This window comes from Mariniradius sediminis, assembly GCF_021491425.1.
Taxonomy (GTDB): Bacteria; Bacteroidota; Bacteroidia; order Cytophagales; family Cyclobacteriaceae; genus Mariniradius; species Mariniradius saccharolyticus.
The window spans coordinates 20,847-34,267 of record NZ_JAKEVZ010000020.1 but is presented as its reverse complement, the minus strand read 5'-3'; the positions used below and the strand labels follow the sequence as shown (position 1 = coordinate 34,267).

The 13,421-nt window shown below is 45.1% G+C and carries 9 protein-coding genes; 3 read left to right on the top strand and 6 right to left on the bottom strand.

Annotated elements, in window-relative coordinates; all coding sequences use genetic code 11:
* Positions 1 to 19: 19 nt before the first annotated feature.
* Entirely contained in the window at positions 20 to 1,054 is a 1,035-nt protein-coding gene (locus L0U89_RS18705; protein WP_234862917.1) for a LacI family DNA-binding transcriptional regulator, read from the top strand.
* 199 nt (positions 1,055 to 1,253) lie between these two features.
* Entirely contained in the window at positions 1,254 to 3,128 is a 1,875-nt protein-coding gene (locus L0U89_RS18700) for an FAD-dependent oxidoreductase (RefSeq protein ID WP_234862916.1), read from the top strand.
* On the opposite strand, the gene L0U89_RS18695 is transcribed toward L0U89_RS18700, so the two are convergent.
* The 3 genes from L0U89_RS18695 to L0U89_RS18685 are packed head-to-tail and all read right to left on the bottom strand — an operon-like array spanning position 3,125 to position 9,017.
* On the bottom strand, positions 3,125 to 4,441 hold the full coding sequence (locus L0U89_RS18695; protein ID WP_234862915.1) for a vanadium-dependent haloperoxidase: 1,317 nt from the start codon (positions 4,439 to 4,441) through the stop codon (positions 3,125 to 3,127). The genes L0U89_RS18700 and L0U89_RS18695 overlap by 4 nt on opposite strands.
* Positions 4,438 to 7,734 carry a VCBS repeat-containing protein gene (locus tag L0U89_RS18690; RefSeq protein WP_234862914.1) on the bottom strand — a complete coding sequence of 1,099 codons (3,297 nt, stop codon included), beginning with the start codon at positions 7,732 to 7,734 and terminating at the stop codon, positions 4,438 to 4,440. The genes L0U89_RS18695 and L0U89_RS18690 overlap by 4 nt, the downstream gene beginning before the upstream one ends.
* A gap of 44 nt (positions 7,735 to 7,778) precedes the next feature.
* Positions 7,779 to 9,017, bottom strand: coding sequence for an ROK family protein (locus tag L0U89_RS18685; protein WP_234862913.1), 1,239 nt, complete (start codon positions 9,015 to 9,017; stop codon positions 7,779 to 7,781).
* 223 nt (positions 9,018 to 9,240) lie between these two features.
* On the opposite strand from L0U89_RS18685, the gene L0U89_RS18680 reads away from it, so the two are divergent.
* Positions 9,241 to 9,768, top strand: a complete 528-nt coding sequence (locus L0U89_RS18680; protein WP_008630242.1) for a cupin domain-containing protein — start codon at positions 9,241 to 9,243, stop codon at positions 9,766 to 9,768.
* 121 nt (positions 9,769 to 9,889) lie between these two features.
* Here L0U89_RS18680 and L0U89_RS18675 read toward each other — a convergent pair whose 3' ends face one another.
* The 3 genes from L0U89_RS18675 to L0U89_RS18665 all read right to left on the bottom strand — a co-directional run bounded on the left by L0U89_RS18675 (position 9,890) and on the right by L0U89_RS18665 (position 13,397).
* Positions 9,890 to 11,209, bottom strand: a complete 1,320-nt coding sequence (locus L0U89_RS18675) for a DUF6600 domain-containing protein (RefSeq protein ID WP_234862912.1) — start codon at positions 11,207 to 11,209, stop codon at positions 9,890 to 9,892.
* 337 nt (positions 11,210 to 11,546) lie between these two features.
* Complete coding sequence (locus L0U89_RS18670) at positions 11,547 to 11,726, bottom strand: Lacal_2735 family protein (RefSeq protein ID WP_234862911.1); 180 nt, start codon at positions 11,724 to 11,726, stop codon at positions 11,547 to 11,549.
* Between the two features lie 84 nt (positions 11,727 to 11,810).
* Entirely contained in the window at positions 11,811 to 13,397 is a 1,587-nt protein-coding gene (locus L0U89_RS18665) for a toxin-antitoxin system YwqK family antitoxin (RefSeq protein WP_234862910.1), read from the bottom strand.
* Positions 13,398 to 13,421 lie beyond the last annotated feature (24 nt).

Here is a 13,421-nt window from a genome sequence, read left to right as displayed (position 1 = left end):
AAATACCCCCAATCTGCAAATGGCGAAAAAGAAAATATCCATCAAAGACATTGCGAAGGCATTGGATATTTCAATTACCACAGTGTCCTTTATCCTCAATGGAAAGGCAAAGGAGAAGCGGATTTCTAGCGAGTTGATAGCCCGGGTGGAGAGTTATATCCAGGAAACTGGGTACAGGCCCAGCCATCTTGCACAGAGCTTGAGATTGGGCAAATCCAAGGTAATCGTATTCATGGTGGAGGATATTTCCAACCATTTTTTTGCATCGATTGCCAGGCTGATTGAAGAAAAGGCATTCGAAAATGGCTACAAAATAATCTATTGCAGCACCGAAAATGACCCCAAAAAGGCCAAGGAACTGATAGGGACATTCAAAGTCAGGAATGTGGATGGGTTTGTGATTACGCCGACTCCCGACTTGGAATCCACCATTTCGGAACTTTTGGAGGAAGATTTCGCGGTGCTTTTGTTTGACAGGTGGATGCCGGAGGTTGATTGCAGTTATGTGATCGTTGAAAATGAACAGAGTGCGTTTGAAGCAACCGAGCACTTAGTCATGCAGGGATGCAAGCATATTGGATTGATACATGTTGAGTCAGATCAAATGCAGATGAAGCTCAGACTCGCCGGTTATCGAAGAGCAGTCATGAAATATGGTTTAGCCGAGCATGTGCTACATGTGCCATTTCACAACTATTCTGAAAATGAGGAGCTTGAGAAAATAACTGGATTTCTAAAGACCAATCCTGAGTTGGATGCCGTATTTTTCTCGACCAATTACCTGGCATTTGAAGGGTTGAGAGCCATTCAGCAATTGGGGAAAAGAATACCGGATGATTTGGCTGTCGTTTCTTTTGATGATCACTATTTTTTCAGCCTATTTCAACCCAATATCACCGGGATCGAGCAGCCCCTGCACCAAATTGCGGATCGGCTGATGGAGGGCATGCTGGAGCTTCTTAAAGAAAATGGAAACCAGAAAGCGGTCATCCGGGAAGTGCTCCCCACGGTACTACATCCGCGCGGCTCTTCTGTCAAAAAAGGTGACAAGTAAGCTTAGGGTTTCGTTTGACTGGGTAAACGCGGGAATGCACTCTCTTTAAATTCATACTTTTCAAAGTAAATCCAAACTTCTTCAATACCGCGTAACGCCACATTTTTCCCGAATCTACGGTGAAGACTTTCATAAAAGCCTTTCCCCGTAAGGTTTGCAGGCCTATCTTGCAGTTACACAAACTTCAAAAAAATTATCCATGAGACTCATGAGATTTTTACCTTACCTATCGATCATTTTCTGCTCGCTGATCTTCTGTAATCCAACTTTTTGTCAACAGTCTACCGATTTGTTAGTCATTGGTGGCGGTGCAAGTGGCACCTCGGCGGCAATTCATGCTGCAAGGATGGGAGTCAAAGTCACGATTTTGGAGGAGACAACATGGCTCGGTGGAATGCTGACTTCTGCCGGCGTATCTGCAATTGACGGAAACCACGAGTTGCCTTCAGGCATTTGGGGAGAATTTCGCGAGAAACTATATGCGCATTATGGAGGTCCCCAGGCGGTCGGGACAGGTTGGGTTAGCCATACGCTTTTTGAACCTTCGGTCGGTAACAGGATTTTTCAGGAATGGGTAAAGAATGAACCCAATATCACGGTTTTGTTTCAAACGACATGGACAAAAGCTGACTTTGAAAACGGCCGGTGGACGGTTTCTTATTTGGAAAAAGGCAAGCAAAAAACAATCAATGCAAAAATGCTCATTGATGCCACAGAATTGGGGGACGTGGCAGCTTCCTTGGGACTTGATTACTATGTCGGAATGGATAGTCGGGATCGGTTTGGGGAAATTTTCGCACCGGAATCTGCAAACGACATCGTTCAGGACTTGACCTATGTGGTGATTTTGAAGGATTATGGAGAGGGTAAGGACAAAACTATTCCCAAGCCAAAGGGATACGATCCTGATATGTTCAGATGCGCTTGTGATCATGCTGATCCGATTTCTTTTGATAACCCCCAAAGCGATTGTCAAAAGATGCTGAATTATGGCCGCTTGCCCAACGGCAAGTACATGATAAATTGGCCAAATTGTGGGAATGATATCTACATGAATATCGTGGAACTTTCAAAGGAAGATCGCAGCAAGGCTTTGGAAGAAGCAAAACTCCATTCACTGCGGTTCATTTACTATATCCAGACCGAGTTGGGATTCAAGCATTTGGGTCTTGCGGATGATGAGTTTCCAACCAAGGATCAATTGCCCATGATTCCTTACCACCGCGAGTCGCGGAGAATGGTCTCGGAGGCAATGTTTACTTTGCCGCATGTTTTGGATCCTTTTTCACAGGACAATCCGCTTTACCGTACTGGGGTTGCTGTGGGTGATTACACCATTGACCATCATCACAAGATGAATCCTAAGGCACCTGCGATTGATTTTATCAAAATCCGTGTACCGTCTTACAATGTTCCCTTGGGAAGTCTGATTCCGAAAAACTCGACGCATCTCATCGTGGCGGAGAAGAGCATAGGTGTTTCCAACATCGTGAATGGCGCTTCGAGACTGCAGCCTGTTGTATTGGGTATTGGTCAAGCCGCTGGAGCATTGGCTGGAACTGCCTTGTTGAAAAACAAGTCGCTGCAAGAGATTGGGGTTAGGGAGGTTCAGCAGGCATTATTGGACAAAAACGCCTACATCATGCCTTATATTGACGTGAAGGCCAATGATTCCCATTTTCAGTCGATTCAGAGGATTGGCGCAACTGGCATCCTGAAAGGCCATGGTGTCCCTTACAAATGGGCCAACCAAACGTGGTTTTATCCTGGGAGGGAGATATCCCAGTTTGAGTTGGTGGAGGGACTTCGGCCGATCTATCCGCAATTGGCACAATACTGGTCGGCTTCGGGCGAGCCATTGACAGGCGAGGGACTTTTGGAAATCCTTGTGGTAATCGATAAAAAAATTACGCTGAATAAGGTAGAATACGCTTGGGATGCCGCAAAATTTGGTTCAGGTTTTAACCCAAAAAATATTCTCAACAGGGCCCAAGTCGCGGTGTTAGTGGATAGATTACTGAATCCCTTTGCAATTCCGGTTGGCTTGGATGGTAATTTGGTCAATTTGGATTAGCGGACGCGCTCGACAATGTATTTGCCGATTTTCTCGCCTTGCTTTGAGCCCTGCTCGATTGCATCCCGGAAATGGATTCCTCCATACAGGCGTGATATTGCAGCTTCTTCTGAAGCTTCAAAAAAGGATTTGAAAGGCCTTTCCGGCAATCCGAAATAGACTTCCGAGCTATCCACAAAGTCAAAATCATTTCCAAAAAAAGCGGTGAGTATTTCGGCACTTGTCCTCGAAATGACGCTGTGTCCGCTGGTGTATTCGGGAAAAGGCGGGGTTTGGAGAATAGGTCTCCAAGCAGGATCTAAGTATTTATTGATGGCGGATTCGGGCCGAATGCGGTCGGAGTCATATTTCTCCTCCCAACAACTCACAAATGCATCATGCAGTCCCATGCCAACCAATGCGTGGACGTATAGGGTTTTTTTCCAGTCAAGCTTTGCTTTTTTGCTGGCAATACCTGTGATGCCGATCCAATGTCCTCCAGGGGAAATTTTCTTGATTCCAATCGCCATATGGCCGGAAAAGTCGACCTTGAAAGGATTGCAATCCCAGAAATTCGCGATTAACTCCTGTTCTTCCGTAAGATTTTTGCTTGTTTTCCACACCTCATCCAATTGCAGCTTGAATGGGGACCCGTCGCCGAGGTCAAACGCTGCCGGAGGTTCCGGCTTGTATTCCTCAATTTTTTCTATGAAAAAAGTGCGTATCGTACGCCATTCCGGCTCGACAGGCGCCATGTATGCGGGCGGAGTTGGGTACCAATGTCCCTCTTTTGCCTTTGGGCTGTAGCGGGTGAAAGTACTCAGTTTGTTGTAGCCGTCGGCCTTTGCCATTGCCACCATCGATAAAGCGAAAGCCTCTGCAAATGCAATGTTTTTTGCAAATGCCTTTTTAGAAACCAGTTTATTTTTTGAAAATTCCCTGAGCAATTCCTCCTGTTTCAATTCTAGCAGTTTACCGGAGGGCATGATTTTCTTTCCGACCTCGAGCATGGTGTAAATGGCGGCAAATTCAGGTACAATTTCGGGTTCGGCTTTCGGGAAATCACTGAATTCTATATTCGATTTTGCCAACAAAGTTTTCGCATCTGTTGGATTATTAGCTGTTTCCCAAGCCAAATGTGCCGCTAGCGTGGTGTAGGCATAGAACCTGGCGGCCGCAGGAGGTGAAGCGACATCCGTCACCATCACCTCGGTAATGTGAAAAAGATTGTCGATATAAAAATCCGTTGGGATTTCTTTGGCCTTCTGACCGAACGCCACGGATGGAGCCAAAACCACGAAAATCCAGAGATATGAAGCGGTTAGGTATTTCATGGCATTTTTTTCAATTGGTAGGTTTTGATACCCATGTTATTGATCCCGAAGTGGATGCGATCTTGATCGGAGGGAAGCTGTAAGATTGATTTCACATCCCCCAAAATCGAGAACCCTGATATAGTTTGTGGTACAAGTTTGAAATTTCCCGTTCCATCCCCCTCAAATAACTGTCCCAAATTCGCGTCAATGACACCAAGCCGAATTCTGATGTAGTTTTGATTACCTGCCAGAACCAAATCCAGGTTTCCGTCATTGTTGTAATCCAAAGGAAGGATGGCTTGTACAGGTGCCATTTGGGCTTCAATTGGCATTGGTCTTCCCGCAAGTTTTGATCCGGTATTTTCAAAATAAGAAGTACGAAGTTCGGTTGCAGTCAGCATCTGCGCCTTTTCAAGCTGTTCTTTCCCAAGGACTTTTTCCAAATTTGCTTCTGCATAACTCGCATAATCCGTGAATTTTGGCCTCATGCTATACATTTGATCCAGTAGTTCATCGCGGGTTGGAAAGGGGAAAGGTTGGCCTTGGATATAAGAAACCAAGATGGGGTCGATAGAGCCATTTTCATCAAAATCGGCGAAATACAATGTCAATGGTTCTTCCGCCGATGGCTTGAATTGCGAATTGAGCCCGAAGTTCCCGGCTACAAAGTCCAAATCCCCATCACTATCAAAATCAGCAACTGCCAGAGACCGCCACCAGCCTGCGTCACCGTTTTCTATCCATTGAGCCGATTGGTCTGTGAGTTGTTTACCTGCTTGATTTATCAAAACAGTGATTGGCATATATTCTCCGACCAAAACCAAATCGGTAGTACCATCGCCATTGATATCGATGGCTGCTGCATCCGTTACCATTCCCAGTTTACCGGATTTTGGAAGGAAAGAAACTGATTTGTCTTCAAATTTCCCGTTTCCGAGATTGATCAAAAGGTAGCTGCTCGGCGTGAGCGGATATTTCCCTGGGACTATCCTACCGCCCACAAAAAGGTCCTGCAGTCCATCCCCGTTGAAATCAGCTGCAACAACCGTAGCGCAGCTTGTCAACATGGAAGGCAGGGAATTTGCGGAATATTTGAAATTCCCGCTCCCATCATTTATGTAGATACGATCTTGTAAAGATTCATCGGTCGATAGATAATCGTGATAGCCGCCGCTGCAGACGTACAAGTCGAAATGTCCATCACCATTGGCATCAAAGAAAACAGCATCTGAATCCGTAAACTCAGGTTCGGACTTGAATCCCTTCGTTTCGCTCCAAATTCCATTTTTGACTTCAAACATTTTGCCTGGAGAGGCTTTTGTCCCGCCAACAAAAACGAGTTGACTGCCATTTTCCAACGCGGGTGATGCTGCCATGACAGGTCCGACATAGGATGGCATCTCAAGCAGCAAGGGCTGTCTTTTGAAATCATTGAATCCATACTCTTGGTGTTTGAATGGAATGGAGTTTTCGAGGGCTTCAAAATGAGTCTTTGGCTCATATTTGGCAAATAGACTCCCATTCGCTATTTCTTCGATTTCAAGAATTTGGTTGACGTCTGGGTTTCGGAGTATTATCGATTTACCATTTGGCCAGACGACAACGAGAGAGTCGAGCTTGCCGTTTTCACCCAGTCCCAAATGCAGTCGGTGGCTGACGGTAGATTGGAATCCCCGCGTCGGCATTTGTTCGACAAGTTGACCTTTACCCTCATTGTATGAAAAAATCTTCGCGCCAATGGCACTTGTGTTGGCCTCTTCACCCTTCAGTTTGACTTGAATCCAATTTGTTTGCTTGCCAGTGGTTTCCCGGAGTCTGTTGCGGTAGATGAAAGCGGGGTGATTGATATTGTTTACGATTAGGTCCAATTGCCCGTCGTTGTCCAAATCAGCATAGGCAGCGCCGGCCGAGAAATTGGGCAAATACAGGCCCCAGTTTTTGGTCTGATCTTCGAAAACCAAGTTTCCCCCATTCCGGAACATGTAATTGGACACGGGCGTGGAACTCATACTTGTGACCAGGTGAAGCGTGTCGGCTGGTTCACGGGCGACTGCTGCTTTGAAATAGTAATCGCCCTTATATTTCAAAAAATCCCGGTTTGTGTAGTCTCGATAGTACCCATTACTTACGAAAAGGTCTTTGTGTCCAGAATTGTCCGCGTCAAAAAAAAGCGCCGACCAGCTCCAGTCGGTATTGGATATTCCCGCCAATTGCCCGACCTCGCTGAACATGCCCTTGCCTTGGTTGAGTTGGAGCATGTTGCGCATGTTTTGGTGATAAAAACCGCGATTTACCATCAAGGCGTATTGCTCATAATTTTCTGGGCCGTAGAGGAGTTTTTGGCGTTTGTTGTCCTCGGGAAGCATGTCCAAAGTGAAAATATCCACAAGGCCGTCGTTGTTCATGTCCGCGATATCCAAACCCATAGAGAAATGGGAGAGATGCTGCAGCATTTCTGTCATCTTTTCGGAAAACGTCCCGTCACCGTTGTTGATGTAGATGTAGTCATTTTCAATGTAGTCGTTGCTGACGTAAATGTCGATCCATCCGTCGCCATTGAGGTCTGAGGCCGTGATGCCGAGACCAAAGCCCATCGCGTTTCCCTTTATGCCTGCTTTTTCGCTGATATCCGTGAATTTTCCACCTTCGTTTCTATAGAGTTTGTCCCCGGCAGTTGGATGGCGCATACTGCGTGCATGGTCAAATTCGATTTCATTGATGACCGTGATATTGTGGTTGAGCAAAAACATGTCCAAGTCACCGTCCTTATCAAAATCAAAAAACATGGCTTGGGTACTATTGGAAGCGTCATCAAGGCCGAAGGATTTTGCGTCTTCCTTAAAGGTCAAATCACCCTGATTGATATACAATTCATTTTTTCGACTTTCCAGATTTCCCTTTCCGGAGTAGCAGACATAGATATCCAACAGCCCGTCACCGTTTACGTCGGCCATCGAGACACCTGTGGTCCAAGAATTTTTTCCCTTCACCCCGGCCGAACCCGTGATATCCTTAAACTTAAAGTCTCCTTGATTGAGGTAAAGCTTGTTGTCCGACATATTTCCGGTGAAAAATATGTCGTCCAAGCCATCATTGTTGATATCGCCAACAGCTACACCGCCACCATTGTAGAAGTATTCGTAGCGAAGGATATTATTTGCTTGGTCTTCCTTAAGACGGTTGTTAAATGATATTCCGGTGGATTTGGCGGGCAAAAGTTCAAACGCTGCGGATTTTTGTTTTTGGGAAGAAAACCCAATAAAAGCCAAGAGGCAAAGTGCCCAAACTTCCATTTTCTTCAAACACTCCATGCCAGTTTGGATTTTACTTTTTCAACAATTTAAGATCGAGGTGATCAGAGTAATACATCTTCGAAGATTTTCTCATTGACGACTGCAACTCCGCCTAGAAGACCGACTTCCTTACCCAATTTGTAAAGGGTAAGTTGGGTATTCTCCCTTGCCTTGGCCATACTGTAGATGTTTAGGGCCTGTTGGATGGGCGTAATCAGATACTGCTTCGCTTCTGCCACCGAACCACCAATGATTATTAGCTCTGGATTGAGTAATTGGATCAAAATCGAAATCCCTCTACCCAAGTCCAATCCTACCTCCGAAAGGATAGTGATCGCTCTCTGGTCTCCTGCCAAGGCCGCGTCGACAACCAAATAAGGCTCGATTTCATCGTTGTTGTCTCTTGTCATGCGCGCCAAAATGGAATCACTGTCTGTCGCTATCGCCTGTCTCGCCATGCGCACAATTGCCGTACCGGATGCTACAGATTCCAGGCAGCCTTTTTTTCCACAAGAACAGGTAATGTCGCTCGAGTCAAAAATCGGGGAGTGGCTAAACTCTCCCGCGAACCCGGAAGCTCCCTGATAAATCTTTCCATCAATCAAGATACCCAAACCAATCCCCCAGCCGATGAATATGCCCAATACGTTTTTGTAGTTGTCATTGTGTCCAAACTTAAACTCCGCCAAGGTCATGGCGCGTGCGTCATTTTCGAGAAAGACTTTCCTGCCCAACCTCGACTCGAAGTTTTCCACCAAGCTTTTCTTTCCGAATTTCAAATAGGTATGGTTCACTCCGTTGATCGAATCAATCAGACCAGGCATGGAAATCCCCACGGCAATGACTTTATCATTCTCCAAGCCTGATTTGTCCTTGTGCTCGAGCACAAAATCGCAAATCCGATCGAAGGTTTCCTTTTCGTTGTTAAGTGTAATTTTCAATATGGCAGGCTCCGTCACCGCTGTATTTGCACTGTCGTAGATCGCAACCCTTACGCGGAATTTGTTGATATCTACCGACAAAATATAAAACGCATCTGTGGCAAGTTGGTACAGATCGGGTTTTCTACCGCCTTGGGATTCTGCGCGCCCATTTTTGATTACTTCGCCGGAAGCCATCAGATCGCTCAGGAGCGAATTGACAGTAGGAAGGGAAATTCCCACTTCATTGCATATTTCCCCTGCCGTGTTGCTTCCCTTGGTAAAGAGGTTTTTGATCAGCTTCAGTTTGTTGATATAGCTCTTGGTCTCTACGACGCCGCTGATTTTTTCAAGGTTTTTTTTGGGGTCAATAAGATTCATGCGCGCTGTTTGATTAAGGCAATTAAATTATTTTTTAAAGAATATCAAAAGTGCTTCATGAAAAAAATCAATTATTGGGCGGATGATTACTGAAATAAATGAGTGAGGTTAGCCATTGAAGCGATCCAATCGAAAAGATTTTGAAAAACTGAATGCTTTTCGAAATGTGTTTTAGATTCCATTCAGAAAACTTTAACTTTCGGGCCGGTTTCAAAATCCCGCCATGCAATCAGATTGGAGAATATTGGAAGAAGAAAAAAGTAAAACAGAGGTTTTTGGAAAAATCCATCAAATACTTCGCGCACTGGGATTTGAAATCGTCGTGGTAGACAATGAGAAGCCTTGGGGTGGTTATTTTTCTTTATCTGAAAAACATGTAGAAAGATTCATCGGGATTTTTTTCCCAGGATTGGAACTTTCTGAGGAACAAAAAAATCTCAAACTAAGCCCTAAGCTGTTGATTGTCGCCCCACACCAGCGCCTTTCTTGGCAATTCCACCGCCGAAGGGCAGAAATTTGGAAGTTGGTATTCGGAAAGGCGAGTGTCATCAAAAGCAAAACTGACATTCAAGGTGGGGAAGAGAAATTGACTGTCGAGCAATATGTCCAAATTGGAAAAGGCGAACGCCACAGGCTCGTAGGGAAAGGCGAGTGGGGAATCGTGGCTGAGATATGGATACATACCGACCCGGAACGGCCTTCCGACGAAGATGACATAGTCAGGTTGGAGGATGATTTTTCGAGAGTTTAGCCTAGGATTTCCGGGTGGATTCGAAAAGGTAAATTCGAATGTTGAATTTGGCAATCTTTATCTATTGATAGTGAAGCAAGAAAAATGTAGAAAAGCCCGCTTTCATTCGCGGGCTTTTCCTTTAGTTTACTCCTCGTTTCGAACCTCGCGATTCTGAGGCTGAGCGTTCTGACCCTGAGTTTCCTCTTTGGGATGGCGGATTTTGTTGCGTTTGTCTGCCATTTTGATTCCCGGAGTAAACCCTCGGGTTCTGCGCTGAATTTCGCTTTTGCTCTACCTGAGGCTGTTGCCGTGGCGGATTGGGTTGTTGCCTCGGTTGCGCATTTTGAGTCCTAGATTCAGGTCTTGCATGTGTTTCTCTGCTGTATGCAGGCTTACTGTAGCTAGGTGCATTTTCCTGTCTTCTTTGTGGAGCTTCATGGGTCGGCGTGTTTTCCCTGCCTTGACTTGTCCTTGGCATACTGGCCTCACGGCTACCGTATCTGGGGACGCTGACTTCCTGACGTGGGTTTTCCTTTCGTTCGTAGTCGTTGGCGCCACGTTGTCCGTTACCGTCCCGAATACCTGCGTTCCGTTGATTTTCATATTGTTTAGGCTGGGATGCACCACGGCTTTCCGACACTGACCTTCCTGATTGCCTTCTTTCTTGGTATTCCTCAGGCGTAAATGACCTGGAAGGTCTTGCTTCCTCATTTGAATTTCTCGCGCTCCGTACTTCAGGACGGTATACATTGATGCTGTTTTGTTGCACCACAGTTCTTCCAGGTCTAGACGATTCCCGGACCTGATAGACCGGCACTCTTGAGTTGGTTACGCGTTCCACTTCACGTCTGGAGGGACCAGTATAGAAGGTTTGGTTATTGTAGACGTAGGTATTGTTGATGACCGTAGTTCTGTTGTAAATCCTTCCCGCGTGGTAATTGGGAACACAGTAACGGTGGAAATGTGGGTGTCTGAATCTTTTTTGCGGTATAAACACCCAATGCGCAGCAGGAGCGTAGAATCCGACACTGATATTGAATCCAGGAGCCAAGGGAGCCCAGCCATAGTATCCCCCCCCGGTTCTCCAACTTACCCAAGCTGGACCCCATTCGTAGTCAGGCACCCAAGCCCAGCCATAGAAATTGTTCCAAAACCACCTCCCATAATGGAATGGTGCCCATCCCCAAGCATAGTTTGAAACCCATGTGTTGCCGAATTCGGTCATCGCCCAATACCCATTGGTCAAGTAAGGTTGAAAGCCTGCTTCTACAAAGGGAACCCAGACATATCCAAACTGGGGATCCATCACCCAATCTCCGTATGGACTTAGTTCGTTGTAGAAAACCTGAAATGAAACTCCGTACATGGGTGGGGGAGAAGCTGCCGAAGCTTCCGAAATGCGCATCCCGATCATTGCGACCAAGATAGCGAGGCTGCGAATCATAGATGAAGTTTTCATGGTTCTGAGGTTTAGTTCTTGGGTAGTTCTACGGTAAAAAATAGAATAATGTTTTATGAAATATTAAAAATAAAGAATATAAAATATTATAAAAACGTTTTAGCAAAATAATATTCTAAAAATAGATTTTCAACTCTGGAATTTCAGAATTTTATTTTTGGGGAATGGGCTTCAAAAAATGGACGGAATTGCTTGATTTTTGGCCTGATAGACCATTCATAGCCAACTTCCTTTCATTCAAATCAAAATATGTGCCTAATCGTGTGAATTATGACTTTGTTTCCTTTGCCAAAATATCCCGAAAGGGATTTTGGCCAACGGGAAATAAAAAAAGGGACTAGATTCCCTGTCCCTTTTTCGCAATTTCGATTTTTTTGGCGATCTCCTCTGCCTGGGCCATCAGCCGGTCAGATTCCTGCCTGTTGACTTTGGAAGTTTCAAACGCCTTTTTGAGCAATTCTCTGTGCTTATCCTGAAGCACTTCCAACTCACTTTTTTTCTTGAATAGACCGAACATGTTTTCAGATTTTGTAATAATTTTTGGACAATGCTTCCGGTGCTGTTTGCCCAATTATCCGAACCGTTCTTTCAAGAAATTGTTTTATTCAAACCTGAATCCCATTGGATTGACAGGGGTATTTTCCTCTACAATCTCATCCTCGCGGTAATTGATAATTTGTTCGAGACGACCGCTGACATTGTAATATTTCCATGGTCCTTCTTTCTTGCCTTCTTTCATTTGGCCTTCTGAAGCTTTTTTGCCCGTATCGTGGAAATACGTCCAGATCCCATTTGCCTTTCCGTCGACATAATTGCCCTGGGATTCTATGGTTCCAGTAACATAGTAGGTATTTCTGGTGCCATTTCCGTCCTTTAAGGTTCCTTTATCCAAAGTCTTGCTTCCATCATAGGAAAAATAGTCGCCCACATTCAAAAGTCTTCCATTCGACCAGGATTCCTCTTGGGTGAGTTGCTTATTGTCATAAAACAATCCCCAAAGTCCATCCTCAAATCCCAGGAAATAGCTTCCGACGGATTTCAATTGTCCTCCATCATAGTAGTAAAACCATTGGCCGTTTTCCAGTCCAAGGCTGTATTCACCTTCAGCAATCAGGATTCCAATTTTGTTGAAGTACTTCCAAAGCCCGGTTTTGAGATCGTTTTTGTATTCTCCGATAGAATAGAGATTGCCCTCCGGAAAATAGCTTTTCCATAAACCGTCCTTCATGCCATTGGTATACTGTCCCTCTACCGAAATCTTTCCGTTGGAGTGGTTTTCTATGTATTGGCCGATAGGGAGGCCCAATTCATAGGTTTTTCTTTTTGCAATGGAGCGGTTGGGGAAAAATTCCTCCCAAACTCCAACCGGGATATCATTTTCGTAGCGTTCGATCCTAGCGATTCGCTTGTTTTCATAGTAGAATTTCCACTCGCCAGTCCTGTTGCCGTCATTATCGTAGTACTTTTCGGATTCAACAATACTGGTACCCGGGAAATAGGTTAGCCATTGTCCAATTCTGTCTCCGTTGCTAAACTCGCCCTTTTCCTCTACGATCGACTGGAACGAATACCTTGTAAAAGGGCCATGCGGATGGTTATCTTTAAATGAAGTTTGTACCATCAGCTCGCCCGTGATTGCATATTCCAAATAAGGTCCTGATAGATTTCCATTTTCATAATTCTCCACCAATGCCAAATCACCGGTAGGATAGAAAGTGACCCATTTTCCGCTTTTCCTTCCGTTCGAATACTGGCCTTCTGTTTTGACTTGACGGGGGTTGGTAAAATCATCCTGACCCTCACGTCCAAAAAATTCCCTATAAGGCCCCACAGCCAGACTGTCTTTATAAACCATTTCGATTTTCAGGGCCCCCGTTCTGTCGAACTGTCGGTAGATACCATTGAGCCTATTCATCTGGTATTCCGCTTCGATGTGTTTGTTGTTGTTTGGGTAAAAAGAGGTGGCTAATCCCGACCTGACCCCGTTGTCAAAGTTGATTGTTTGTATCAGCGCGTTTGTCTTTGGGTTTTGGAATCTCCAAAGGCCTTGCATTGCGCCGTTTCTAAGTACTCCAGTACCCACTAAGGTTGAATCTGAATTATAGATAGAAACAAGGTTAGGAGTATCTTGGGAGAATGCTTGCTGATATAAAAAGAAGAGGCATAAAACCCCAAAAATATATTTCATAGGATGAAGGAGTGCTATTTTGGA